Raw genomic sequence first — 24,032 nt, 5'->3', positions numbered from 1 at the left:
ACTGGAGGATAGCAAAAGGCGAGGCTTGATCCATGGCCAGAAGGGAATGTTTCATATGTCAAAAAGAGAATCTTCCGGCATCGACTTCCGAGATCTGCGCGTGCTCGACGCGCTGATCCGCGAGGGCAGTATCACGCGTGCTGCCGCGAGTCTCGACACCACGCAGCCGGCCGTCAGCAAGCTGCTGGCACGATTGCGGCTGCGCTTCGACGATCCCCTGTTCGTGCGGCGCGGCAGCGGCGTGCAGCCGACGGCGCGGGCCGTCGAGATGGCCTCGCAGGTCCGCGCCTTGCTCGATATGGCCGACACGCTGTGGCAGGAGCGGTTGCCGTTCGATCCGCGCAAATCGGAGAAGGCCTTCAGCCTGCTCTTGACCGACGTCGGCATGGTGCGATTCCTGCCGCCGCTGGTCGCACGCCTCGCCGAACTCGCACCGCGCATTCAGGTGCGCGCGATGCCGCTGGACTCCCGGCACTTTGCGCTCAAGCTGGAGTCGGGGGAGGCGGACCTCGCGCTCGGCGCCTTGCCGCGGGCGGCGGGGCATCTCCGCTCGCAGCGGCTTTATTCCGACGGCTACGCGAGCGTGGTGCGGCGCGGGCATCCGCGGCCGGCGCAGGCGCGGACGCGCCGCGGTTTTCTCGACGAGCAGCAAATCCTGATCACCGCCTCCGAGACCGGGCATGCGGCCCATCTCGAAACGCAGCGCGTGCTGACACGGGCGATCGCCCGCGCCAACATCCTGTTGCAGGTGCCGAGCTTCATCGCCGGCGCGATCGTGGCCTCGCAGACCGACGGTGTCGCGACCCTGCCGGCCAATCTGGCCGCCATCGTCGCCGAGCCGCTCGGCATGACCGTGTTCAGGACGCCGGTTGCGTTGCCGCGGATCGAGATCGCGCAGTACTGGCATGAGCGTTACCATCGCGACCCCGCCCACCGCTGGCTGCGATCGATCACGCTCGCATTGTTCGGCAATCGCGCCTAGCGGGTAGGGCAGTCGGACCGCCTCGTGAGATCCGCAGCGTTGATTCGCGCGCTTTCGCTGCTATAGGCCCATCGGCTAGTTTGACATCTCTCAAGAGAGCGCCCTTCATATCGACAATATCGATGTGAGGTGCGCCCCTGGATACCGAGCTCGCGCGTACATTCCTGACCGTGGTCGCGACCGGCAATTTCATCACCGCCGCCGACCGGCTTCACGTCAGCCAGTCCACCGTCAGCACGCGGATACACTCGCTCGAGGAGCTGCTCGGCTGCACGCTGTTCGTGCGCAACAAGGCCGGCGCGACGCTTACGGTGGCGGGGCGGCAATTTCAGCGCCATGCCTCGACGCTTGTTCGCACCGTCGAGCAGGCCCGCCACGACGTCGGCCTCCCCAAGGGCTTTAGCGGGGCGCTGGTGGTCGGCGGCCGCATCGGCCTGTGGGAGGAGTTCCTGCTGCTTTGGGTGCCGCGCATGCAGGAGGCCAATCCGCAGATCTCGATCCGGGCCGAGAGTGCCCTTGAGCCCGAGTTGATGCAGGGGCTGGTCGAGGGACGCATCGACATCGGCGTGATGTACACCCCGCAAAGCCGCCCCGGCCTCAAGGTCGAGTTGCTGATCGAGGAGCAGCTCGTGCTGGTGTCGACCAATCCCAGGAGCGATCCGGAGCCGCAGGAGGGCTACGTCTATGTCGACTGGGGGCCCGAATTCTACGCCCGGCACAGCGCCGTCTTTCCCAATTTCGCGGGGCCTGCGCTGACCGCCAACATCGGCTGGCTCGGGCTGCAGCACGTCCTCGCCAACGGCGGCTCCGGCTATTTTGCGCACCGGATCGTCGAGCCGCTGCTGAAGGCGCGGCGGCTGCACCTGGTGGTGGGAGCGCCGAAATTCTCGATGCCGGCCTATGTCGTCTATTCGGTCGACCAGCCCGACGACCATGTGCAGAGCGCGATTGCGATCATGCGCGACCTTGCCGCCGAGCAGATCCGGCGCGTGACGGAAACGCCGGCGCGTGGCGCGCGCAAGCGCCGCTGACGGCTCGTTTGACTGGATCTATCCGCGCCGGTGCAGGCGGGTCTCGGCGAGCGCCGTCACCGCGCCAAGTGCGAGCGTCGCGACGACGATGTCGGCAGTCGCGTCGAAACCGACGGCGAGAACTGCAGCGGCGATCACCGCGGCCAGCACGGTGATGGTGAAGCCTTCGTCGGTTATCAACCGTCGCGCGCCGCCGAGAAGCGTTGCACGCTTGTTCGTGGGACGCATTCGCCGCCTACTGAAACAGCTTCATGGCATTGAGCAAAGTCTGGATCACGCCCGCGAGCAGGGGGATGCCCGCAAAGCTCCAGGCCAGCGCCAATTGCAGCGGGGTGGTCTTTGCCGTCTGAGCGGTCTGCATGATGTCACGCCCCCGAGGGATTGTTGCTCGCCGCGGCTGCGGCCGCGATCTCGGTTGCACGATGCACCGGCCGCATCGCCGCCATCGTCCGGGACACCCGCCAGGCGATCCAGCTCAGCAGCGATTGGGAGAATGACGCTTCGCTCCGGGATGTCGTGGTCATGGTCGCCTCCTTGTGTTCGTCCGAACGTCAGGCAGCACGCGCCGCCTCGAGACCTGAACGGTCCTCGTCTTCCATGTGATGACGCTTGTCGACGGCGCGGACGCAGAGATTGGCGAGGAAGCCGACCACGAGCAGTCCGGCCATGATGTACATGGTCGTGTTGTAGGCCTGCGCCTTCGGCACGCCGTGGGTGACGTTGTATTCGCGGATGTAGTTGATCAGCACAGGCCCGGCGATTCCGGCCATCGACCAGGCCGTCAGCAGGATGCCGTGGATGGCGCCGACATAGCGCGTGCCGAACATGTCGCGCAGATAGGCCGGCACGGTGGAAAAGCCGCCGCCATACATGCTGACGATAATCAGGAAGCACAGCACGAACAGCACGACATTGCCGCTCGCGCCAGCATAGGGCACGGTCACGTAGAGGGCGATTCCGAGCACCATGTAGACGAAATAGGTGTTCTTGCGTCCGATGAAGTCGGATAGCGAGGCCCAGCTGAAACGCCCGCCCATGTTGAACAGGCTCATCAGGCCGACGAGACCTGCGGCCGCCACCGCGGTGATGTGGCCGGGGAACATCTCCTGGCTCATCGCTGAGGCCTGGCCGAGCACGCCGATGCCGGCGGTGGTGTTGCAGAACAGCACGATCCAGATCAGCCAGAACTGCGGCGTCTTGATCGCCTGGTAGACGAACACGTCGTTCCGGGTCATCAGCTTGGTGGCGGCCGCAGGCGGCACATAACCCTCCGGCTTCCAGCCCGGCGCCGGTACGCGCACGATGGCGGAGCCGACCATCATGAAGACGAAGTAGACACAGCCGAGCGTGATGAAGGCGCCGAGCACGCCGACGTCGCTCGTGGTCGCAAACTTGCTCATCAGCCAGACGGAGAGGGGGGAGGCGATCAGCGCGCCGCCGCCAAAGCCCATGATCGCCATGCCGGTGGCCATGCCCGGCCGGTCGGGAAACCACTTCATGAGCGTCGAAACCGGGGAGATGTAGCCGATGCCGAGTGCGCAGCCGCCGATCACGCCGTAGCCGAGATAGATGATCCAGAGATTGTGGAGATAGACGCCGAGGGCCGAGATCAGGAATGCGCTCGCCCAGGCAACGCCGGCGGTGAACATCGCCTTGCGCGGGCCGCCTTCCTCGACCCAGCGTCCGAACACTGCGGCCGACAGTCCGAGGAACACCATCGCGATGGAGAAAATCCAGCCGAGCTCGGTGAGCTTCCAGTCGCCGGGTGCCGATTGGGTGACGCCGATCAGCTTGGTCATCGGCAGGTTGAAGACGCTGAAGGCGTAGGCCTGCCCGATGCACAGGTGCACGCAAAGCGCCGCGGGCGGCACCATCCATCGGCTGTAGCCCGGCCTTGCGATCGTGTGCTCGCGATCAAGGAAGGGCAGCAGCGAACGTGCAGGCATTCCCGATGCGTCGAGCGTCGTCGTCATCCAATCCTCCGGTGCCTCGCTGTTCTCGGGGGCGGCCTTTACGGGCAGCCGGGCGATGGCGCGGGATCAGGCTACGCAGAAGGAGGATTTTGACAAACGAATAATATGCGCTGTTGCAATCGGATTAATCGATATTAGAAAAAGCAGAAATCGGCATGGCGTTTTCGCGATAGACAAAAGGTCCGGGCGGTCTCGCGCCGCCCGGACCTGATCTGAAGAATGACAACGTCATCTGCATTGGTTCGGTATGGTATGTCAGCCGATGCTACTTCGCTGTGACCGCATTCGCAGCCTTCCGGATCACATCCAGCACCACATCCGGCTTCGACAGCATGGGGACGTGGGACGAAGGCACTTCGGTCACGGTGGCGTTCATGCGCTTCGAGACGAAGTGTTGCAGATCGGGGTGAACCGTCTGGTCCTTGCTGGCGAGGATGTACCAGCTCGGCTTCGAGGTCCACGCTGTGCCATCGACCTTTTGGGTCAGGAGATCCGCAACCGGCGCCCCTTGCGTTGCGTAGACCAGCTTTTGCTCGGCTTCGGGCAGGTCGCCGGCAAAGTGCGTCAGGCCGCTTGGCTTGAGCCAGACACGGCCCGCCGGCGCGTCGATGTGGCCGAACACCTGCGTCGTCGGAAATTTTGCAATCTGGCTCTGCGAAGTTTCGTCGGCAGCGGGCGCGAGCGCCGCGATGTAGACCAGCGCGGCGACCCGCGGATCGGTTCCGGCATGCGTGATCAGTGTGCCGCCATAGGAGTGGCCGACGAGGACCACGGGTCCGGGAACACGGCCAAAGCACGCCGTCACGCAGGCGACGTCGGTTGCGAGTGAATCGAGCCCGTGCTGGCTCGCCAGGACCTCGTGGCCTTCGGCTTGCAGCGTCGGGATCAGCTTGCCGAAGCACGATCCGTCAGCCCAGAGGCCGTGCGCGAAAACGATGCTTGGTTTGGTCATGAGATGGTCTCCGTTGGCTGCGCAACGGCGAGCCGAGGTGCTCGCGGAGCGGGAAGCGGGGGAGCTTCACGTCTAACGCGCGACCACGTCAGCTGACAGAGGGTCGCAAGGATAATCGGGCGAATGCGAAATTGAGCAAGTTCGGCTCGCGAGCCGAATGCAGCTTACGCCCCACACGACAGAGAGCGTGCATCAGTTCAATGGTCCGGGCAGCGTGCACCGTCGCGATTGTGTCTCCTGATCACGCGATGCGGCAGGACGGCACGAATCTTTTTGCGTCAGGATGGCGTGCGCATGCCCAGGCGTTCGACGAAGCGCACGAGGTAACCGTCCGGATCCTGGACGAGGAATTCGCGCTGGCCGAATTCCTGGTCGCCGACCCGATACCAGGCTTCGTTCGGCTGCTCGTAGAGCGGCCATTTGGCATCGCCGAGAGCCCTCAGCATGGGATCAATGCGATCGACGACCATTTGGAAATTGACGCCGCGTCCGAATGGCCGCTGCATCTCGGCCGTCTCTCAGCGTCCATTCAATTCGCAGAGCATGACCTGCAAACGCCCCCTGACGAGATACGCAAATCGCGCATCGGGGCGATCGTAAGCGAGCTCGAAGCCGAGCAAGTCGCGCCAGAACGGCAGGCTGGCTTGAATGCTGGAAACGCCGAGTTCGGGAACGAGATCGGCAAAGCCGCCTTGCGGCGCGCTTCCCGTGCTGTCGGAGGTCGCACGCGCGGCGGGGTCTGAGGGCAGCGGTTTGTTCATTGCGGCGTCGCCTGATCTTATGACCGATCTTCGAGGCGGTTATCGCAGCGAAGCGGCACGAAGGCCAGACGCGGAATGGGGCAAATGAATGCTCGCCGGGCGAGATCGCCTCACGCGATCCGCAGCGCGAGGTCGTTTCCTTCCGTCTCGGCAAAGCCCGCCTGCAAGACCTCTTCGCGCTTGTGGCGCAGATGCGCACGCAGGATGTGGGAGAGGCCGGCGCCATCACGCCGCTGCAGCGCGTCCAGGATCGCCTCGTGCTCCTTCACGGCGAACGCCCAGCGCTGCGGTGTGATCGGCGTGACGTAGCGCGCGCGCCGGATGCGCGCGGTCACGGAAGCATAGAGCCCGGTCAGCGCGGGATTTTCGGCTGCTGCGACGATGGCCTCGTGAATGGCGCGGTTGCCGCGATAATACTGGATCAAATCGCCCTCGCGATAATGCCGAACCATTTCGTCATGTGCGGCGGCGATTTCGCCGATCCCGGCGTCGCTGATGCGCTCGCAGGCGAGCTCGCCGGCGAGCGCCTCGAGACCCTGGCAGACCTTCGGTGGCTTCCCATTCCCGATCTGCACGCCCGCGCACGGCACCGCCTACGACATCGCAGGGCAAGGCAGCGCGTCGATCGGCGCCAGCCGCGCCGCGTTGCTGCTTGCCGCGGAGATGGCCGCGCGCCGCGCTGCGTGACGAGGCGGCGCTACTTCGTGATCGGCGTGACCAGCTCCTTGTCTGCTGTATCCACCACGAAGACGGCCAGCAGCTTCGCAGGTTCGGTATCGCTGGCATTCGCGCTTATGGCGTGACGGTCGCCGGGCTTTTCGAAGAAATTCTCTCCTTTGCGATAGACCTTGGCGGGCTCGTCATTGACCTGACTGCGGATCGCTCCTTCCAGGATGGTCGCATAGATGAATGCGGAGCGCGGATGCATGTGGGCCGGCGAGGAGCCTCCGGGACCATACTCGACCAGCACGCCCTTCATGCTCTTGCCCGGGACGTTCGGCAGCGCCTGGTCGAACACGACCGTCACTTTGGCCAGAGGTGCCGGTTCGGCCGCATAAGCCGTCAGGATTGATGCGGCATAAACCGCCGTTGCGATCAGCAATCTGCGCATGGGATTTCCTTCATTGCAGTGGTTGTCGTGATTGAAGCTCTTGCGGTCCGTCAGAGTCTTGCGAGCCACGTTGCGAGCGGCGTTTTTCCAAGCCGCGCCTCGCCGAGCGGGTTCAGTGATGTGTCGTCAATGGGGGCGCCGTAGTACGGTGCCTTCGGGTCCCCCACCACCGGTCGGGTGTCGCCGGACGCCTTGAGGCGCCGCGCAATGAATTCATTGAAGGGGGCCTTCTCGGGTCCCGCGATATCGATGGTGCCGTTGAGCGGCCGGCCCATGGCGACCTCCGCGAGGCGATCAGCTACGTCTTCGGCGGCGATCGGCTGAAACAGTGCGGACGGGACGACGATCTTTCCATCGACCACAGCCGTTTCGGCAATGGCGCCGAGGAATTCGAAGAACTGGGTGGCACGAACGATGGAGTAGGGGACCGACGAGGATTTGATGATGGTCTCCTGGGCGAGCTTGGCCCGAAAATAGGAATTGTCGGGCGACCGTTCGGTCCCCACGACCGACAGCGCCACGTGATGCTTCACGCCCGCGACCGCCTCTGCCGCGACGAGGTTTGTGCTCGAGCGCTGGAAGAAATCGAGCACGGCGGCGGGCTCCCAGGACGGTGCGTTGGCAACGTCGACGACGACATCCGCGCTAGCCAGCGCTGCTGCGAGGCCTTCCCCGGTCACGGCGTTCACGCCTGATTTCGGCGAGGCTGCAACGGCCTCGTGGCCGTGTTGTTTCAACTTCGTCACGAGCTTGGTTCCGATCAATCCGGTCCCGCCGATCACGACGATCTTCATGGCATGTCTCCTCGGCATGGGACGAGCGTGAGTGATCCAGGTCCGTGGGCCGATCACACACGTCCGCCCAACGTGATGCGAAGCGCAGCGTAGCCGAGCAATGCGGCAAGCTCTTGCCTGTAACCGGCCTGCCTTGCCGGAAAATGCTGAGAAGACTCGTTGCGACGGGGTGGGCGCCGCGCCCGCCGTGGTCGGATCGAAGCCCAACGCAAGAAGTTTGCTGCATCTGCTCTGCTCAAGCGGAGGCGCCGAAATTGCACCGAGATCAATGTTCTTATTGTACTGAGAAATGTACCGGTTCATATTGCACCGCATCGACCCTCAAATGCACCGAGAGGTGGTCGCCCGACAAAGCGGAGCAACAGAATGAGCGTGAGTTATCTTGGTGTGTTTCTGGCATTCCTGGGAATGACCTTTGGGCTGCCTTCAGTGCTGCCCGGTCTCTTTTTCCAGCCGAAGGCCGAGCCGACTCGAACCTCGCAAGCGACGTCGACCGACGCCGGCCCAACAGCAACCGATGACGACGTCACGGCGACCTGAGCCGAGTCTCGCCCGCGACGTTTCGGCGTGACGCGCGCCGAGGCGCGAGCGTGCCCGTCATGGAGATGCGCAGATGGATTTGACTGTCGCCACGGTGATCATCGCCTTTTCCGGCGTCTTCCTGATCTGCTTCATGAAGGGCGCATTCGGCGGCGGCTTCTCCATCGTCGGCATTCCGTTGCTGTCGTGCGTGATGGATCCGGTCACGGCGGGCGGCCTGCTCGCACCGCTCTTCATCGCCATGGACCTGTTCGCGCTGCGCTACTGGAAGCCCTCGACATGGTCGAAGCCGGACCTGGTGCTGCTGTTGCCCGGGCTCGTGATCGGCATTGCCCTCGGCTATCTCTTGTTCCGTGTATTGGACCATCGCGCCGTCGCGATCGTGATGGCGGTCGTGACGTTGAGCTTCGTTGGCATTTGGCTCGTGAGTGACCCGAAGGTGGTCATTCGTCCGCGCTCCTCGCCGAAGGCGGTTGCTGCCGGTCTTGCCTCGGGTGTCACGACCATGGTCGCGCATTCCGGCGGACCGCCGCTGGCGATGTACCTCCTGCCGCTTGGCCTCAGCAAGGAGGTCTACGCGGGAACAACGAGCCTGTTCTTCACCGTCGGCAACGCGATCAAGGCGGTGCCTTGGCTGCTGCTGGTGCGGCCGGCGGGCAACGTCTGGATCGTGATGGCGGCGTGCCTCTTTGCCATTCCCAGCGGCGTCTGGCTCGGCTGGCGGTTGCACGGAAAGCTGGACCAGCGGCAGATCTACCGGGCGTGCCATGGCTTGCTGGCCGTGACGGCATTGAAGCTGTTGTGGGACGGCGTGTCTGGCTATCTCGGATAGGCTGCAAGTTGCGCCGCATCACGGCGCGACCATCGTTCGACGGTCACGCTGCCCCGCTCACGGATATCGCGATGATGTCGTCACGCTCCGCAGACGATCACGCCGTACCAGCCGAGGCCGCGATAGGTCTCGTAGCCCGGGGTCGCATGGAACGCGACCAGCGCGCCCGTGCGGTCGTGATAGAATCCGGAGCGCTGGCCGTTCAGCGAGATCGAGATGCGCTCGCTCAAAATACCCTGGCCGTCGGAAGCTGCGATCACACGCAGATTGGAGTCGACCAGCAGCACGCGCGCCTTGTCGCTGTCGCCGACGCGCACGCCCTGCACGATGGCGCGGGCCTGCGCCTCCCAGTCGAAATGGATGGCGAGCACGCCGATCGGTGCGCCGTTGGCCTGGCCGCCGGCGCGGACGCTGGCACAATAGGTCGCGACCTGCGCATTGCCGAGCAGCGGCTGGTTCTCGACATCACCGGCGACATAGTCGTCGCCGGAGCGCAAGGTTCGCGCCTCGCGAAACCACTTTGTGTGGGCGACGTTCTGGCCGACGACGCGAAAGCGGTCGGCGCGGCCATTGGCGATGACGTTGCCGTCGAGGTCGCAGAGCCACAGGTCGAGATAGACGGTGTAGGCGCCGAGGATCACGCCGAGGCGCTGCGAGGCATGGGAGACGGCTGCGGCGTTGGGCGAGGCCGCGCAATCGACCACGGCGGAATCGGTCGCCCACCAGCGCACGTCGCAGGTGCGTTCATAGAGGTTGCGATCGATCAGCTCGATGGCGTTGAGCGACAGGTCGACCATCCGCTCGCCGCGCGAGCGCTGGCTCATGCGGTCGATCGAGGCGACGAGATCGCCGGTGCGCTTCGTCAGCTGGGTTTCGAGCTCGCGCGCGATGGTTTCGACCTGCTGGCCGACGCCGCGCACCTCCTGCGCCACCACCGCGAAGCCGGCGCCTTGCGCGCCGGCGCGCGAGCTCTCGATCAGCGCGTTCAGCGCCAGCATCTTCATCTGGTTGGTGATCTGCTGGATCGCCTTGGTCTTGTCGACTGCGATCTGGTTGACCTCCGCGGTCAGGCGATTGATCAGTGCGGAGATATCGGAATCGTCATCAGCGGGTTCGGTGGCGATTGGCTTGGCTTTCAGACCCAGCGCAGCAGACATCGGGGAGCTTCCCTTGGCAATGAGGCCTGATCTGCAACGAACCCGGAACAACTAATTACAGATCGAATACGAGTCTTTTTCGAAGATTCCGCCTAACGCCCGCTTAATTTGCTGTTCCACGGAATGCCCAAATGATAGTCAGTCCGCGCAGCAAAGCGGCAATCCACCGCTTTGTGCGGCGCGGACATTGCAAATCCCGGGGGATTCCAGGTCAATCGTCATTGCCGGCCGATCGCCGCAACGCCCAGTCCGATTCCCGGGTTCCTCAAGCCAGTCTCGACTCATGACGCCGCCCGCAACCGCCTTGCCCGTCGAAGTGCCCCAGGCGTTTCTGGGCGTCGCGCGCTCGCTCACCGACAAGCTCTGGCTCGACCGGCTGGATGCGCGCGGGGCGGCCAAGGCGCTCGCCATCGTGCAGCGGCACCAGCTGCCGGAGTTGCTGGCACGGGTGCTGGCGGGCCGCGGCATCGACATTGACGCCGTCGCCGACTTCCTCGATCCGACCATCCGCAAGCTGTTGCCGGACCCGTACACCGTGACGGAGATGGAGGCCGCCGCGAAGCGGATCGCGGATGCGGCGGTGCGCGGCGAGAAGGTTGCGATCTTCGGCGACTACGATGTCGATGGTGCGACCTCGGCGGCGCTGCTCGCCTGGCATCTGCGCCATTGCGGGCTCGATCCGCTGATCCATATTCCCGACCGGATTTTCGAAGGCTACGGCCCGAACACCGAAGCGATCCGCGCGCTGGCCGCGAAGGGCGCCACGCTGCTCGTCACCGTCGATTGCGGCACCACCAGCATCGAGCCACTCGCTGAAGCCAAGCGCCTCGGCATGTCCGTGGTCGTGATCGATCATCACCAGGCCGGCACGGAGCTGCCGGAGGTCGATGCGCTGGTCAATCCGAACCGGCTCGACGATCTCTCGGGCCTTGGCCATCTCGCCGCCGTCGGGCTCGTGCTGGTGACGCTGGTCGCCGTCAACCGTGAACTGCGCCAGCGCGGCTTCTGGACCAGCGAGATGCCCGAGCCCGATCTGCTCGGCATGCTGCACCACGTCGCGCTCGGCACGGTTGCGGATGTCGCGCCGCTGATCGGGCTCAATCGTGCCTTCGTCGCAAAAGGCCTGATCGCGATGCGGCGGCGCGACCATGTCGGCCACACCGCGCTGATGGACGTGGCGCGGCTCAACGGCCCGCCGGAGGCCTGGCATCTCGGCTTCATGCTGGGGCCGCGCGTCAATGCCGGCGGCCGCATCGGCCGCGCCGATCTTGGCGTGCGGCTCTTGCTCGAAGGCGACAGCGTCGAGGCGGCGCGGATTGCGGCCGAACTCGATCGCCTCAACAGCGAGCGCCGCGTCATCGAGCAGGCGGCCGAAGCGCAGGCCGAAGCCGAGGCGCTGGCCTCGATCGGGCTCGAGGACAAGATTGGCGTGATCGTCACGGCCTCCGAAGGCTGGCATCCCGGCGTGGTCGGCCTCGTCGCGTCCCGCCTGAAGGAGAAGTTTTCACGACCGGCCTTTGCGATTGCGCTGGAGCCCGGCGGCATCGGCACCGGCTCGGGCCGCTCCATCGCCGGCGTCGATCTCGGTAAGGCGGTGCGGCAGGCGGTGACCGACGGCATCTTGCTGAAGGGCGGCGGCCACGCGATGGCCGCGGGCGTAACGTTGCGGAAGGAGAAGCTCGCCGAATTCCGCGCCTATCTCGAAAATGCGCTGGCGCGGGACGTTGCCGAGGCGCGCCATGTCAACGAGCTCTATGTCGACGGCGCGGTGTCCGCGCGCGCCGTGACGACGGAGCTTGCAACCACGCTCAACCGCGCCGGTCCCTTCGGAAGCGGCAATCCGGAAGTCGTGCTGGCGCTGCCGTCGCATCAGCTCGTCTATGCCGATGAGGTCGGACAGGCGCATTTGAGGCTACGCTTCAAGTCGGGCGACGGCTCGATCGTCAACGGCATTGCGTTCCGTTCGGTCGGCCAGAAGCTCGGCAATGCACTTCTCGCCAATCGCGGTCAGCAATTGCATGTCGCGGGATCGTTGTCGGTCGACCGGTACCAGGGCGCCGAGCGCGTGCAATTCCGCGTCGTCGACGTCGCGCTACCGGACCAGGGGCCATCCGTGATTAGATGACGCAAGATCCCTCGCGACAAACGCGGTACGCGTTTGCGCGGAGATCATGCGTCAAAAATAAGCCGCTCAAACAACAAAAAAGGGAGTGAACATGGCAGGGCAGGTTGAGGGCAAGGTCGCGCTGGTGACGGGCGGCGCGTCGGGCATTGGCGAGGCTATCGTCGAATTGTTCGCGCGCGAAGGCGCTACCGTCGTCATCACCGACATCGACGAGCTGCGAGGCCCGGAGCTCGTCAAGCGCGTGACAAAAGCCGGCGGCAAGGCGATTTTCCTGGAGCAGGACGTCACCAGCGAGGAGCGCTGGATCGAGATCGTAGCCGAGATCGCCAAGCGCCATGGCCGGCTCGACATCATGGTCTCCAATGCCGGCATCGGCATTGCGGTACCCTCGATCGTCGATATGACGCTCGCTGACTGGCACAAGCAGAACGCGATCAACCTCGACGGCGTGTTTCTGTCCGTGAAGCATTGCCTGCCGCTGATGCGCAAGACCGGCGGCAGCTCGATCGTGATGATGTCCTCGCTCGCGGGCTTGCGCGGTGCGCCCGGCCTCTCGGCCTATTCGCTGACCAAAGGCGGCGTGCGGCTGTTCGCCAAATCGATCGCGATGGAGTGCGCGGCCGCCGGCGACGGCATCCGCGTCAACTCCGTTCACCCCGGCATCATCGATACCCCGATCTGGGGCAAGATTCCGACGGGGGCAACGGGCGCCGGCCAGAACGCCCCGATCGACCCCGAGGAGCGAGCCAAGGTCGCAACCCCGCTCGGCCGCGCCGGGCAGGCCGCGGAGATCGCTTCCGGTGTGCTGTATCTGGCCTCCGATGCCTCGCGCTACGTCACCGGCAGCGAGCTCGTCATCGACGGCGGCATGAACGCCGGCGGCGTGCCGCGGCGGCAATAAGCCGCCGCGCAAGACGCGAAGGGCAGGGTGGCGCGCGCAGGGGCTGACGCAGAGGCGTCGGCCCTGTACAACGCGGGCCTCTTCCGACCGAAAGAGGTTTCCTTCGCCATGGCGCACAGCCTTCAATCTTCCTCATCCGCACCTGCGCCGTTCCGCTCGAACCGGCCTGATCTCGCCACCGACGCGATCCGCACCGCGCGCGAGGATCTTGCGGCCTGCTTCCGCATGGCCGCGCGCAATGGTTTTGAGGAGGGCATCTGCAACCATTTCTCGGCCGTGGTGCCTGGCCATGACGATCTCTTCCTGGTCAATCCATATGGCTACGCCTTCCGCGAGCTGACGGCGTCAAAGCTCCTGATCTGCGATTTCTACGGCAACGTCCTCGACGGCGAGGGCGCGCCCGAGGCAACCGCGTTCTACATCCACGCCGAGATGCATAGGTTGCTGCCGCGCGCGAAGGTCGCCTTCCACACCCACATGCCCTACGCCACGGCGTTGTCGATGACCGAGGGTGATCCCCTGATCTGGGCCGGCCAGACCGCGCTGAAATTCTACGGCCGCACCGCAGTGGACCGCGATTACAACGGCCTCGCACTCGACAACCGCGAAGGCGCGCGGATCGCATCCGCCGTCGGCGATGCCGACATCGTCTTCATGAAGCATCATGGCGTGATGGTGCTGGCGCCGACCATCGCGGAGGCCTGGGACGATCTCTATTATCTCGAGCGCGCCGCCGAGGTGCAGGTGCTGGCGATGTCGACGGGACGAAAGGTGCTGCCGGTCGATCCCGCGATCGCGGCGGAAACCTACAGCCAGATGCGCGAAGGCGATTCCGAATCCGCGCGATTGCATCTCGCCGCGATCCGCCGCCAGCTGGACGCGGAAGAGCCGCAGTACCGGCACTGAGGCGAGTTACGACCCCTGCCGCAGCTTCGCCAGCACCTTCAGCCCGCCATAGCCATCCGCGGGCGTGATCCCCGCGCGCTGCTGGAAATCCTTGATCGCCTTCATGGTGTCGTTACCGACGCGGCCGTCGGTGCCGCCGGTGTCGAACCCGGCCTTGGTCAGGCGCGTCTGCATCTCCTGCACCTCGGCGAGCGTCAGCGCGCGCTCTGAGCCGGGGAAGGGCTGGATGAAGGGCGGCGCGCCGAGGCAGCGGTCGCCGAGATGGCAGATTGCGAGCGCATAGTTCATCGAGGGATTGTAGCTCTTCACCGAATAGAAATTCGGTCCCAGCAGGAATGTCGGCCCGCCCGCAACCGGCGTCCACATCTGCGCGGATGCATTCGGTTGCGGAAACGGCTGGCCGTCGGCGCGGGGGACGCCGGCCGATGCCCACGCCGCGTAGGTCCGGTTGCCGCTCATATCGCCGGACGCGCGCACCTCGTAGCCCCAGTGCTCGCCACGGCGCCACTTGCCGCGATTGACCAGATACTTTGCCGTTGAGCCCAGCGCGTCGTCGGGCTTGCCGAACGGCGAGACCTTGCCGTCGCCGTCATAGTCGATGCCGACATTGAGCCAGACCTCCGGCATCCATTGCGAATGCCCCATCGCGCCGGCCCAGGAGCCCTGCATCTGCTCCGGCGTGCTCCAGCCCTTGTCGACGATGCGCAGCGCGTTGATCAGCTCGGTTTCCCAATAGGCCTTGCGGCGCGGCTCGTTCCAGGCGAGCGCGGCGAGCGAGGGGAATACCGGCGTCATGTGGTTTTGTTGCACCAGCGGATCGCCATAGGCGGACTCCACGCCCCACAGCGCCAGCAGCGTACCGCGCTCGACGCCGAAATCACGCTCGATGCGCGCGAGCAGCGCCTCGTTGTTTTTCAGCGCGATCTTGCCATTGATGATGCGCCAGTCCGAGACGCGGCGGTTGATGTATTGCCAGACCTGCTCGTGGAATTCGGGCTGGTTGCGCATCTGCTTGAACACGCTCATGTCGGGCTCGAGCCGCGCCATCGCGCGTTGCCAGGTCGCGGCCGAAATGCCCTTCGCCATGGCGCGTGCACGAAAACCCTCGCGCCATTCGTCGAAGCCCGGAGGCGCGGCGAGAAGCTGCGTGGGGAATGTGATGAGTGCGGCTGCGCCGAGCGTGGATCGAAGCAGGGCGCGGCGGCTGCGATGGGCCGAGGAATCAGCTTGTTTCATGGACCCATTCTAGCGGGAATCACGGCTGCTGTGGGCCGGTTCCTGGAACACCGGGAACAGGCCATCGCGCCGCGTTCCGCCGGAACAAAGTGTCGCAGTCCCGCATTCCCTCCGCATACACTGGAGGATGAAGATGAAAAGATATCTGTTTGCCGCCGCCATGGTCACGGCCATTGCCGCCCCTGCATTCGCTGACGAAGTCGGCGTTCACGTCGGCCCGGTCGGTGCCGGCGTGACGGTCGGACAGTCCCACGAATATCGTGAGCGGGACCGCGATCGCGACCGCACCACGGTCATCAGGGAGCGCGAGCCTGCCAACCGCACCACGGTGATCAAGAAGGAAGATGAATTCGGCAATCGCAGCAAGACCGTGATTCATCACGACAACGACTGACGGAGCAGGGCCCCGGCCGAGCGCCGGGGCTCGCCTTCTGCACGCAGTCTGCTCATCGAGAATTCGGGGTGGAATGAAGATACGGGCACATGCGGAAAGCCATGTCGTCGAGCTCGACGACGGATCGCAATGGCGGATCTATCCCGGCGATCTCGCGACCACATTGAGCTGGAAGCCCGAAACCGATTTGCGTCTCGAGCCGAGCGGGGATCGGACGAGTTCGCATGTGCTGGTGAATGCCGCCGATCAGAGCCGTGTGCGCGTGAGCGCGGCGGGCGATGCCTGGCCCGACGGCGAGGTTAAGAAAGCGTTGAAGGGCGGCTGAGCGTCCTTGCGGCTGCCCGGATATCCCCAATTTCAAGCCTGTCGCTTTACGGTCGGTTTGCTTCCGTCTGCCCAGAATGCGCGCATGCGGGAGCTGTTCGACATCATCGGTAGCAATCCCTGGCCGTTCGGCGCCGGGCTGTTTGTCGTGATCCTGATGATCATCACCGAGAACTTTGGCCGTGGCATTCAGGGCGACGGCGCCGTCAGCGATTTCTCGGATGCCGATGGAGGCGACGGCGGCTGCGGTGGTGACGGGGGCGGCGGCGACTAGAGCCGGTTAGTCCTCCTGCAAATCGGCGGCGATTCCGGCGAGCCAGCGCCGGATCGCGGTCTCTGCCTTGGCGTCCAGACTTGCGGCAAGGCGCTTCTCCAGCGCGATCACGCGCTCCCTGCAAGCCTTCAACAGCGTCGTTCCCCGCTGCGTCAGCGTCCATTGCTGGATCCGGCCGTGGACCGGATGAGGCGTCATCGCGATCGCACCGTCGCGATCGAGGTTGCGAATGATCACGCCGACCGTCTGCGGGGTCAGGAAGGTGAGCCGGGCGACGTCGGCACCCGAGAGGCCCGGATAGGCGTTCAGCATGGTCAGCACAGCAAATTGCGGCGACGTCACGCCGAGGTCGGCGAGCGTCCGTTCCATCGTCAGGCGGACCGCGGCATGGGCCTGTCGCAGCAGATAGCCGAGATAACCTTGCTCGCCGCGCTTGCCTTCTCCGGGCGCGGGCACGCGAACGGCGACGATTTCGGCAGGTGCGGTCGGCTTCCGCGGAGCCTTCGATTTCGTGATGGCGGCGGTCTTGCGTGACATATAAGAGCTCTTATAAGATGTAAGCAGTCTTACAATACACGAGGTGAACGCCAATGTCACACGCCCGCAGCGAGTACGAGGATTTCAAGAAGATCGCGCCCGATGCGTATGAGCTGGTGCTGGCGCTCGGCCAGGTGGCGGCCAAGGCGGGCCTCGACAAGCAGCTGCTCGAGCTGGTCAAGCTGCGCGCCTCGCAGATCAACGGCTGCGCGTTCTGCGTGCAGCACCACGTCCTGTTGTCGGAGCGGATCGGCGTGCCCGTGGACAAGCTCAATCTGGTCGCGGTCTGGCGCGAGGCGCCGGTCTTTTCCGCGCGCGAGCGGGCCGCGCTGGCCTGGGCGGAGGCGCTGACCTTCCTGCCCGATGGCGTCAGTGAAGAGGTCTATGCGGACGCTTCCGGCGAATTCTCCGAGGCCGAGCTGATGTACCTGACCTCGGCGGTCGCCTCGATCAACGTCTGGAACCGCTTTGGCGCCGCGTATCGCTGGACGCCGGCGAAGCGGCCGGTCGCAGCGAGCGCCGCGGCATCTTGATTGCAACAACGAGAAAACAAGGAGAGGTTATCATGACTGCAATGAGTTTGACCCATGCGCAGCGTCCGGTGCCATCGCGCTCGATGGCGCTGGCCGTCGTCGGCGGGCTCGCCTGCGCGTTTGCGATCGGCAAGGCGTTGCCGGTGACGATGGATGCCGTATCCGGCGCGTTGGCGCCGCTCTGCGCGACCGCGGCGGAGAGCTCGCCGCTCGACAAGGTCGAACCGATCGGCTCCTACGCGCTGCCGAACGTCCCGGGCAAGCGCGTCACCATCGTGCGTGTGTTCTACGGTCCCGGCGGATTCTCGCGGCCGCATCGTCACGCAGGTTCGGTAACCGCCTACATCACCAAGGGTGAAATCCGTTCCCAGCTCGGCGGCGGTCCTGTCGAGACGTTTGGTGTCGGCCAGTCCTTCTTCGAGCCGCCGGGATCGACGCATCTGGTCTCGGCCAATGCCAGCGCGACCGAGCCGGCGGAATTGATCGCGGTATTCGTGGCGGACGAGGGCGCGCAGCTGACGACGCTGTTGGAGTAGTCCGTAGCGGCCCTATGAGCGAACTCGCCCCTCAATTCTCCTCGCCGCTCGATCCTTCGCGCTGGTCCGGCTTGATCACGTCCTCCGGCAACGCATGCGCCACCGGCTGCGGCGTGCCGGCGATCTCCGGGCCGACTTCGCGCCCGCGGGCATGGATCAGGCGTTCATAGGCTGAGACCAGCGTGACGTAGGGACTGACCCAGATCCAGCCGTCGCGGGTAAATACCTGCACGTCGAAATGCAAATGCATCGATGTGCCGGCGGGATGGTCGAGATAGTTGGAGACCACACCGATCTTCTCGCCTTCGGTGACGATGCGGCCGTTGAGCATGCCGTCGGCGGTCAGCGCCTGCGGGTTCATGTGCATATAGCGGAAGCGAATATGCTCGGTGCGGCTGTTGACCTCGAGCGTCGCGGCCTGATCCTTGGCGCCGCGGATCACGATGGCGTCGCGCACCGCGACGACGCCGCGCTGCTTGCGATCGCAGGGTTCGTGGCCTTCGCCGGGCGGTGGGCATTCGGCGGCGCGGATGTCCTCGCCCTGGTGGCCATAACCGCCGCCGCACTGCCAGACCTCGAAACTGCGGGACTCGCAGAAATTGTCGCGCCAGGGATAGGCCGTCGGGCCGTCGCTCTTGTCGCGCTTGCCGTAGGATTGCGAACGCACGAAGGCGGGCGCCTTTTCGAGCGGAAAACGGATCTGCGCATAGGCCATCACATCCGGATGGCCGGCCTTGTTGCGATAGCCGGTGTTCGGGATGATATCGCCGCTCGGTCGGTAGGTGAAATCCGGCGACCGCGCTGAAGGACGATCGATGATGCTGGAGGCCATGTCCGTCAGCGGCCGCATGCGCTGGCCGCCGGCGATGCGGAGCCCTTTCAGGAAGCGCTCGGCAACCGGATAGGCTTCCTTGCAGGCGAGCCTCCGCGGCTTTGCGATGCTGTCCAGGCACTGGATGGAGACGACATAGGCAACGCCGAAGCGGGTGAAGGCGTAGCGCACATAGCCTTCCCGGATGAACCTGCGCAGGTCCGGATAGGTTGCCGCAAGCGGCTTGACCTGCTCGCCCTTGCCGCCGGCGGGATCGGCGACGTCGTAAACGAGTGCCGAGCCCGTGATCTGCACCTCGACCGGCCTTGTGTAGACGCGGCTCGGCATGCCGTCGCCGGCACCGGGTTCGAGCGAGAAGCTGGCACTGTAACCTGAGGGGCCGGCATCAAACATGTCGACGGGATTGAAATCGGCCTGGTAGTGCGAGAGCGCGAGTGTCCCCGGCGCGCGATTGCGCTGCGCCTCGAGATAGGCGGCAGCATCGAACGGCAGAAGCACGGGCACGGAGCTGCGGGCGATACCGGTGAAGAATTGCGATGAGACCGCGTTGAGCTGCACCAGCGCAGGCATCGCGCGCGGATCGTAGCGTGGCACCGAACGGCGGGGTGCGAAGATGAAGTCGCCCGCGATCGGGGGACGGCTGTTGACCTCGGTGCGGAGCTGGTCGAGCGCTGCGCGCCAATCGACGCGCAGCGCCGTGAGCGAAGGGCTGCGGATTTCGTCCGCAGCGAGCGGAGTGGCGGTGAGAAGCGAAAGCGCCGCCAGAAACAGCGAGACGAAGCGGAAACTTTTCCCAACCACTGCCTCGGCCCCCGGCGGCACCTGCTCTGATTCCTCGCTTAGTCCTTGGCGCGCTCGGAGTAGGAGCCGTCTTCGGTCATCACCACGATACGGGTGCCGACGGCGATGTGCGGCGGCACAGTGGTGCGCAGGCCGTTGGAGAGCACCGCGGGCTTGTAGGAGGAGGAGGCGGTCTGGCCCTTGGTCACGGGCTCGGTCTCGACCACTTCCAGCGTCACGCGCTGCGGCAACGCGATCGACACCACGTTGACGTCATGCGTCGACAGCTTGACCGTCATACTCTCCTGGAGATAAGCGGCCGCATCGCCGATGACGTCCTTGGACACCTGGACCTGGTCATAGGTTTCCGGGTTCATGAAATGGAAGCCGTCGCCATCTTCATAGAGGAAGGTGAAGTTGCGCTCTTCGATCGTGGCCTTCTCGACCTGGTCGGTGGTCTTGTAGCGCTCGGAGATCTTTACCCCGTCCGAGATTCGGCGCATTTCGATCTGGCTGACCGGAGTGCCCTTGCCGGGATGGATGTTCTCGGCGGTCACAACGACATAAAGCTTGCCGTCTTGCTCGATCACGTTGCCCTTGCGAATAGAACTGGCGATGACTCTCAAAGCTATATTTCCTGCTTGCTTGGCCCGGCTCCGGCCAGGACGTGGTCAAATTGATGGGGGACCTGGGGCCTCAAATCAGACCGCGGCACCCGTTTCGGGCCGCAACATACGCATTTTGTCGTTGAATGCCAGCATTTTGCTGGCCTGCGGGGCGGCCGGTTGATGGTTGGGGACAAGCCGATTTCGCCGTTCTGGTCGCCCTCGCGGCACCTCGACCGGCGGCCGTTCCTCCAGGCCAGGGGGGCCATTACCGGGTCTCTCAGGGACTTTTTCGCCGAGCAGGGGTTCCTCGAGGTCGAAACCTCGGTCCTTCAGGTCTCCCCGGGCAACGAAACCCATCTGCATGCCCCCCGGACCGAGATCATGCGGCCGGATGGCAGCCGTGCCAGCCGGTACTTGCGGACCTCGCCGGAATTCTCCTGCAAGAAGCTGCTGGCGGCCGGCGAGGAGCGGATTTTCGAATTCGCACGGGTATTCCGTGATCGCGAGCGCGGCGACCTGCATCTGCCCGAATTCACCATGCTGGAATGGTACCGGGCTCGCGCCCCCTACGATGCCATCATGGCGGACACCGTCGTCGTCATCGCCCGCGCGGCGCAGGCGACCGGGATCGGGAATTTCTCGTTTCGCGGCCGGACTGCCGATCCCTTTGCCGAACCGGAGCTGGTGACGGTCGCCGGCGCCTTCGAGAGGTTCGCAGGGATCGACCTGCTGTCGACAATCTCGGGCGGCGAGGGTAACCGTGACGCGCTCGCGCAGGCGGCCGGCGGCAAGGTCCGGGTGGCGGAGGACGACACCTGGTCGGACATCTTCAGCAAGGTCCTGGTCGAGCATGTCGAGCCGCATCTGGGGCAGGGGCGTTTGACCATTCTGTTCGAATACCCATCTCCAGAGGCGGCGTTGGCGCGCGTGAAAGCCGATGACCCGCGGGTCGCCGAGCGGTTCGAGGTCTATGCCTGCGGCGTCGAGCTCGCCAACGGCTTTGGCGAGTTGACCGACGCCGAGGAGCAGCGCAAGCGCTTCACGGAGTCGATGGCGGAAAAGCAGCGCCGCTATGGCGAGGCCTATCCGCTGGACGAGGATTTTCTGGCCGCGGTCGCCCAAATGCCAGAGGCGAGCGGTGTCGCGCTCGGCTTCGACCGGCTGGTGATGCTGGCGAGCGGCGCAGCGCGGATCGATCAGGTGGTGTGGACACCGCCCGCAAATGAAACGTTAAGTGAGACATGACGAAGACCAAACTTGCACGCACCCTGCGTGAGCCGGCCGAACTTGTGGCCGTGCAGCTTGCACCTGCCGAAGCGCTGCCCGCGCTCGAGCGTGTCGCCGCGCGCTACGCGGTGGCGATCACGCCGGCGCTGGTCGAGCTGATCGACACGTCCGATCCTGACGATCCGATCGCGCGGCAATTCGTTCCGACCGTCGCTGAGCTGGAGATGCAGCCAGGCGAGAGCGCCGATCCGATCGGCGATCATCCGCACTCGCCGGTTCAGGGCATCGTGCATCGCTATCCCGACCGCGTGCTGTTCAAGCTCGTTCACGTCTGCGCGGTCTATTGCCGCTTCTGCTTCCGCCGCGAAATGGTCGGGCCCGGCAAGGAGAACGCGCTCTCGGACGGCGCCTATCGCGCGGCGATCGACTACATCCGTTCGCACAGCGAGATCTGGGAAGTGATCCTGACCGGCGGCGATCCCTTGATGCTATCGCCGCGCCGGATGAGCGAGATCATGGCCGATCTCGCGGGAATCGGTCACGTCAAGATCATCCGCCTTCACACCCGCGTGCCGGTGGCCGATCCCGCGCGGATCAGCGACGAGATGGTGGCTGCGTTGAAGGTCGAGGGTGCGACCACCTGGGTCGCGGTGCATGCCAACCATGCGCGCGAGTTGACGAGGCCTGCGCGCGCGGCCTGCGCACGGCTTGCCGATGCCGGGATTCCCATGGTGAGCCAGTCCGTGCTTTTGCGCGGCGTCAACGACAGCATTGCCGCTTTGTCGGATTTGATGCGAGCTTTCGTCGAATGCCGGATCAAGCCCTACTATCTGCATCACGGCGATCTCGCGCCGGGCACCGTGCATTTGCGAACGACGCTGGCCCAGGGGCAGGATTTGATGCGGCAGTTGCGCGGACGGGTGTCAGGACTGTGTCAGCCCGACTATGTCATCGACATTCCTGGCGGTGCCGGCAAATCGCCGGTGGGGCCGAATTATGTGTTGGCGGTGCAAAATACCGCAGCCGACGCGCGTGAAGCGGAGACGGAAACGCGCTATCGTATCGTGGATTATTGCGGCGACGTTCATCTCTATCCGCCCGAGACGTGAGCGGCGATGCAGAGAACGTGGGTTTGAGAATGGAGGAACGGACATGAAGAAGATCATGGTGGTGGCAGCGTCGCTCGTGGTCTTGCTTGGCGGCGCGGCGGTTGCACAGCCCAGCGGCTCCAAGGGGTCGACATCCGGCGGCGCCACGTCGGGATCAGTGCCGCAAGCGCCGATCGGGCATCGCCAGCCGCGCGCCGGTGACGTACCGAACGAGAAAAATCTGAGCGATCCGAATAATCCCGTGAACAAGGAAGACGCGGCGCTCGACAAGAAGATCAAGAGCATCTGCCGCGGCTGTTAGCTTGTGGCTAGCGGCGGGCAGGGCGCGACAGCTCGCCCCGCCCGCGTTGGCTTTGGCCTTACGCCGAGCGTTCGTGCAGCCCCGCGCGCTTCGTGTTGCGCCGGATCTCGACCGCGTCAGCGAGTTGCTCGAGCGCGGTTGCCGTGGTCGCCCAGTCGATGCATCCGTCCGTGATGCTCTGGCCGTAGGTCAGCGGCTTGCCCGGCACCACGTCCTGGCGGCCGGCAACGAGATTGCTCTCGATCATCACGCCCATGATACGGTTCTCGCCACCTGAGATCTGGCCGGCGATGTCGGCCATGACCAGCGGCTGGTTTTCCGGCTTCTTGCTCGAATTGGCGTGGCTCGCATCCACCATCACCAGCGGCGCGACGCCGGATTTGGCCAGATCGTTGCAGGCCGCCGCGACGCTTGCCGCATCGTAATTCGGCTTGCTGCCGCCGCGCAGGATGATGTGGCAATCCTCGTTGCCCGCGGTCGAAGCGATCGCCGAACGGCCGAGCTTGGTCACCGCCATGAAATGATGCGGATGCGAGGCCGACTTCACCGCGTCCGCAGCGATGCGCACATTGCCGTCGGTGCCGTTCTTGAACCCGACCGGGCAGGACAACCCCGAGGCCAGCTCGCGATGGATCTGGCTCTCGGTCGTGCGCGCGCCGATCGCGGCCCAGGACACGAGGTCCGCAATGTATTGCGGCGTCGTCATGTCCAGAAATTCTGCGCCGGCGGGCAGGCCGAGATTGTTTACCGCGGACAGCACGTTGCGCGCCAGCCGCAGGCCCTTGTTGATGTCGAAGCTGCCGTCCAGGTCGGGATCGTTGATCAGGCCCTTCCAGCCGACGGTGGTGCGCGGCTTCTCGAAATAGACCCGCATCACGATCTCGAGCTGGTCGGCCAGCTCTTCGCGCAAGCTCGCGAGGCGCTCGGCATATTCGAGCGCGGCCTTGGGATCGTGCACCGAGCAGGGGCCGACCACGACCAGCAGGCGGTCGTCCTGGCCGTTGAGGATGGCATGGATGGCGTTGCGCGCCGCCATCACCACACGCGTTGCGGTGAGCGTGCGCGGGACTTCCCGCATCACCTCTTCCGGCGTGCTCAGCTCTTTCAGTTCGCGGATACGAAGATCGTCGGTCGTGCTCAGCACGGCGGGCTCCTGTTTGTTTGAACCTGCCGGCAATAAAAAAGCCGCCAGGTCTGGCGGCTTGTTCGGACGTTTGCTTCAATATTCAGATTGAGCGCGATCCTCCTGCCGCCAGCGAGCTGTCGTAGCTAAAGT

The 24,032-nt window shown here is 64.9% G+C and carries 31 protein-coding genes and 1 pseudogene; 16 read left to right on the top strand and 16 right to left on the bottom strand.

Going from position 1 to position 24,032, the window contains the following annotated elements:
* Positions 1-55: 55 nt before the first annotated feature.
* Together AB7290_RS23035 and AB7290_RS23030 are read left to right on the top strand one after the other, a co-directional pair.
* On the top strand, positions 56-982 hold the full coding sequence (locus AB7290_RS23035) for a LysR family transcriptional regulator (protein WP_161495820.1): 927 nt from the start codon (positions 56-58) through the stop codon (positions 980-982).
* A 137-nt stretch (positions 983-1,119) separates the two neighbouring features.
* The gene (locus AB7290_RS23030; protein WP_085401215.1) at positions 1,120-2,013 is read left to right on the top strand and encodes a LysR family transcriptional regulator; all 894 of its coding nucleotides are present in this window, start codon (positions 1,120-1,122) and stop codon (positions 2,011-2,013) included.
* A gap of 18 nt (positions 2,014-2,031) precedes the next feature.
* On the opposite strand, the gene AB7290_RS23025 is transcribed toward AB7290_RS23030, so the two are convergent.
* The 8 genes from AB7290_RS23025 to AB7290_RS22990 all read right to left on the bottom strand — a co-directional run bounded on the left by AB7290_RS23025 (position 2,032) and on the right by AB7290_RS22990 (position 6,274).
* Entirely contained in the window at positions 2,032-2,241 is a 210-nt protein-coding gene (locus tag AB7290_RS23025) for a hypothetical protein (RefSeq protein ID WP_085401216.1), read from the bottom strand.
* Positions 2,242-2,248: 7 nt separating this feature from the next.
* A complete protein-coding gene (locus tag AB7290_RS23020; RefSeq protein ID WP_014495518.1) occupies positions 2,249-2,374 on the bottom strand; it encodes an MFS transporter small subunit in 126 nt (41 codons plus the stop codon).
* Positions 2,375-2,378: 4 nt separating this feature from the next.
* A complete protein-coding gene (locus tag AB7290_RS23015; RefSeq protein ID WP_157790313.1) occupies positions 2,379-2,537 on the bottom strand; it encodes a hypothetical protein in 159 nt (52 codons plus the stop codon).
* 27 nt (positions 2,538-2,564) lie between these two features.
* Positions 2,565-3,986, bottom strand: coding sequence for an L-lactate MFS transporter (locus AB7290_RS23010; protein WP_085401217.1), 1,422 nt, complete (start codon positions 3,984-3,986; stop codon positions 2,565-2,567).
* 265 nt (positions 3,987-4,251) lie between these two features.
* On the bottom strand, positions 4,252-4,938 hold the full coding sequence (locus AB7290_RS23005) for an alpha/beta fold hydrolase (RefSeq protein WP_212094622.1): 687 nt from the start codon (positions 4,936-4,938) through the stop codon (positions 4,252-4,254).
* A 278-nt stretch (positions 4,939-5,216) separates the two neighbouring features.
* Positions 5,217-5,444: a hypothetical protein gene (locus tag AB7290_RS23000; protein ID WP_349642889.1), complete on the bottom strand. Its 228-nt coding sequence runs from the start codon at positions 5,442-5,444 to the stop codon at positions 5,217-5,219.
* A 12-nt stretch (positions 5,445-5,456) separates the two neighbouring features.
* A complete protein-coding gene (locus AB7290_RS22995) occupies positions 5,457-5,699 on the bottom strand; it encodes a hypothetical protein (RefSeq protein WP_349642890.1) in 243 nt (80 codons plus the stop codon).
* A gap of 110 nt (positions 5,700-5,809) precedes the next feature.
* Positions 5,810-6,274, bottom strand: coding sequence for a GntR family transcriptional regulator (locus tag AB7290_RS22990; protein WP_245344070.1), 465 nt, complete (start codon positions 6,272-6,274; stop codon positions 5,810-5,812).
* Here AB7290_RS22990 and AB7290_RS22985 point away from each other — a divergent pair.
* Positions 6,249-6,386, top strand: a pseudogene (locus tag AB7290_RS22985) (4-hydroxythreonine-4-phosphate dehydrogenase PdxA); the annotation flags it as partial. The gene AB7290_RS22990 and the pseudogene AB7290_RS22985 overlap by 26 nt on opposite strands.
* 10 nt (positions 6,387-6,396) lie before the next feature.
* On the opposite strand, the gene AB7290_RS22980 reads toward AB7290_RS22985, so the two are convergent.
* Both AB7290_RS22980 and AB7290_RS22975 read right to left on the bottom strand, forming a co-directional pair.
* Entirely contained in the window at positions 6,397-6,810 is a 414-nt protein-coding gene (locus tag AB7290_RS22980; protein ID WP_085401265.1) for a cupin domain-containing protein, read from the bottom strand.
* Between the two features lie 50 nt (positions 6,811-6,860).
* Positions 6,861-7,604: an SDR family oxidoreductase gene (locus AB7290_RS22975; RefSeq protein WP_085401219.1), complete on the bottom strand. Its 744-nt coding sequence runs from the start codon at positions 7,602-7,604 to the stop codon at positions 6,861-6,863.
* Between the two features lie 366 nt (positions 7,605-7,970).
* Here AB7290_RS22975 and AB7290_RS22970 point away from each other — a divergent pair, with 366 nt between their 5' ends.
* Together AB7290_RS22970 and AB7290_RS22965 are read left to right on the top strand one after the other, a co-directional pair.
* The gene (locus tag AB7290_RS22970) at positions 7,971-8,144 is read left to right on the top strand and encodes a hypothetical protein (RefSeq protein ID WP_161495821.1); all 174 of its coding nucleotides are present in this window, start codon (positions 7,971-7,973) and stop codon (positions 8,142-8,144) included.
* A gap of 73 nt (positions 8,145-8,217) precedes the next feature.
* On the top strand, positions 8,218-8,976 hold the full coding sequence (locus AB7290_RS22965) for a sulfite exporter TauE/SafE family protein (RefSeq protein WP_063983490.1): 759 nt from the start codon (positions 8,218-8,220) through the stop codon (positions 8,974-8,976).
* Between the two features lie 80 nt (positions 8,977-9,056).
* Here AB7290_RS22965 and AB7290_RS22960 read toward each other — a convergent pair whose 3' ends face one another.
* A complete protein-coding gene (locus AB7290_RS22960; RefSeq protein WP_085401220.1) occupies positions 9,057-10,133 on the bottom strand; it encodes a methyl-accepting chemotaxis protein in 1,077 nt (358 codons plus the stop codon).
* Between the two features lie 283 nt (positions 10,134-10,416).
* Here AB7290_RS22960 and recJ point away from each other — a divergent pair, with 283 nt between their 5' ends.
* The 3 genes from recJ to AB7290_RS22945 all read left to right on the top strand — a co-directional run bounded on the left by recJ (position 10,417) and on the right by AB7290_RS22945 (position 14,065).
* Complete coding sequence (gene recJ, locus AB7290_RS22955) at positions 10,417-12,258, top strand: single-stranded-DNA-specific exonuclease RecJ (RefSeq protein ID WP_085401221.1); 1,842 nt, start codon at positions 10,417-10,419, stop codon at positions 12,256-12,258.
* A 91-nt stretch (positions 12,259-12,349) separates the two neighbouring features.
* Positions 12,350-13,159 (top strand): SDR family NAD(P)-dependent oxidoreductase, encoded by an 810-nt coding sequence (locus tag AB7290_RS22950; RefSeq protein WP_063983487.1) that lies wholly within the window; start codon positions 12,350-12,352, stop codon positions 13,157-13,159.
* 108 nt (positions 13,160-13,267) lie between these two features.
* On the top strand, positions 13,268-14,065 hold the full coding sequence (locus AB7290_RS22945; RefSeq protein WP_085401222.1) for an aldolase: 798 nt from the start codon (positions 13,268-13,270) through the stop codon (positions 14,063-14,065).
* A gap of 6 nt (positions 14,066-14,071) precedes the next feature.
* Here AB7290_RS22945 and AB7290_RS22940 read toward each other — a convergent pair whose 3' ends face one another.
* Positions 14,072-15,301, bottom strand: coding sequence for a lytic murein transglycosylase (locus tag AB7290_RS22940; RefSeq protein WP_085401223.1), 1,230 nt, complete (start codon positions 15,299-15,301; stop codon positions 14,072-14,074).
* A gap of 133 nt (positions 15,302-15,434) precedes the next feature.
* Here AB7290_RS22940 and AB7290_RS22935 point away from each other — a divergent pair, with 133 nt between their 5' ends.
* From AB7290_RS22935 to AB7290_RS22925, 3 genes are all read left to right on the top strand, one after another.
* Positions 15,435-15,695 carry a hypothetical protein gene (locus AB7290_RS22935; protein WP_028151025.1) on the top strand — a complete coding sequence of 87 codons (261 nt, stop codon included), beginning with the start codon at positions 15,435-15,437 and terminating at the stop codon, positions 15,693-15,695.
* Between the two features lie 73 nt (positions 15,696-15,768).
* On the top strand, positions 15,769-16,020 hold the full coding sequence (locus tag AB7290_RS22930; RefSeq protein ID WP_028161293.1) for a hypothetical protein: 252 nt from the start codon (positions 15,769-15,771) through the stop codon (positions 16,018-16,020).
* A gap of 84 nt (positions 16,021-16,104) precedes the next feature.
* Positions 16,105-16,293, top strand: a complete 189-nt coding sequence (locus AB7290_RS22925) for a hypothetical protein (protein ID WP_085401224.1) — start codon at positions 16,105-16,107, stop codon at positions 16,291-16,293.
* Between the two features lie 6 nt (positions 16,294-16,299).
* Here the strand turns inward: AB7290_RS22925 and AB7290_RS22920 are convergent, their stop codons facing one another.
* Positions 16,300-16,830 (bottom strand): MarR family winged helix-turn-helix transcriptional regulator, encoded by a 531-nt coding sequence (locus tag AB7290_RS22920; RefSeq protein ID WP_085401225.1) that lies wholly within the window; start codon positions 16,828-16,830, stop codon positions 16,300-16,302.
* A gap of 53 nt (positions 16,831-16,883) precedes the next feature.
* Here AB7290_RS22920 and AB7290_RS22915 point away from each other — a divergent pair, with 53 nt between their 5' ends.
* Together AB7290_RS22915 and AB7290_RS22910 are read left to right on the top strand one after the other, a co-directional pair.
* Positions 16,884-17,363 carry a carboxymuconolactone decarboxylase family protein gene (locus AB7290_RS22915; RefSeq protein WP_085401226.1) on the top strand — a complete coding sequence of 160 codons (480 nt, stop codon included), beginning with the start codon at positions 16,884-16,886 and terminating at the stop codon, positions 17,361-17,363.
* A gap of 32 nt (positions 17,364-17,395) precedes the next feature.
* The gene (locus AB7290_RS22910) at positions 17,396-17,899 is read left to right on the top strand and encodes a cupin domain-containing protein (protein WP_166096451.1); all 504 of its coding nucleotides are present in this window, start codon (positions 17,396-17,398) and stop codon (positions 17,897-17,899) included.
* A gap of 31 nt (positions 17,900-17,930) precedes the next feature.
* Here AB7290_RS22910 and AB7290_RS22905 read toward each other — a convergent pair whose 3' ends face one another.
* Entirely contained in the window at positions 17,931-19,553 is a 1,623-nt protein-coding gene (locus AB7290_RS22905) for a peptidase M23 (protein ID WP_085401228.1), read from the bottom strand.
* Positions 19,554-19,570: 17 nt separating this feature from the next.
* Complete coding sequence (efp, locus tag AB7290_RS22900) at positions 19,571-20,137, bottom strand: elongation factor P (RefSeq protein ID WP_063983478.1); 567 nt, start codon at positions 20,135-20,137, stop codon at positions 19,571-19,573.
* Between the two features lie 162 nt (positions 20,138-20,299).
* On the opposite strand from efp, the gene epmA reads away from it, so the two are divergent.
* Genes epmA through AB7290_RS22885 form a run of 3 tightly spaced genes read left to right on the top strand, consistent with a single transcriptional unit; the run spans position 20,300 to position 22,756 of the window.
* Positions 20,300-21,364 (top strand): EF-P lysine aminoacylase EpmA, encoded by a 1,065-nt coding sequence (gene epmA, locus AB7290_RS22895; protein WP_085401229.1) that lies wholly within the window; start codon positions 20,300-20,302, stop codon positions 21,362-21,364.
* Positions 21,361-22,455: a lysine-2,3-aminomutase-like protein gene (locus AB7290_RS22890; RefSeq protein ID WP_085401230.1), complete on the top strand. Its 1,095-nt coding sequence runs from the start codon at positions 21,361-21,363 to the stop codon at positions 22,453-22,455. Before epmA ends, AB7290_RS22890 begins: the two co-directional genes overlap by 4 nt.
* Positions 22,456-22,498: 43 nt before the next feature.
* Positions 22,499-22,756, top strand: a complete 258-nt coding sequence (locus AB7290_RS22885) for a hypothetical protein (protein WP_085401231.1) — start codon at positions 22,499-22,501, stop codon at positions 22,754-22,756.
* Positions 22,757-22,814: 58 nt separating this feature from the next.
* On the opposite strand, the gene AB7290_RS22880 is transcribed toward AB7290_RS22885, so the two are convergent.
* Complete coding sequence (locus tag AB7290_RS22880) at positions 22,815-23,900, bottom strand: 3-deoxy-7-phosphoheptulonate synthase (protein WP_063986391.1); 1,086 nt, start codon at positions 23,898-23,900, stop codon at positions 22,815-22,817.
* Between the last annotated feature and the right edge of the window lie 132 nt (positions 23,901-24,032).

The sequence above is a fragment of the Bradyrhizobium sp. 613_E4_N2_2 genome, assembly GCF_052075995.1.
Taxonomy (GTDB): domain Bacteria; phylum Pseudomonadota; class Alphaproteobacteria; order Rhizobiales; family Xanthobacteraceae; genus Bradyrhizobium; species Bradyrhizobium barranii.
The sequence above is the reverse complement of the archived record's forward strand: the minus strand, read 5'-3'. Positions and strand labels throughout refer to the sequence as shown.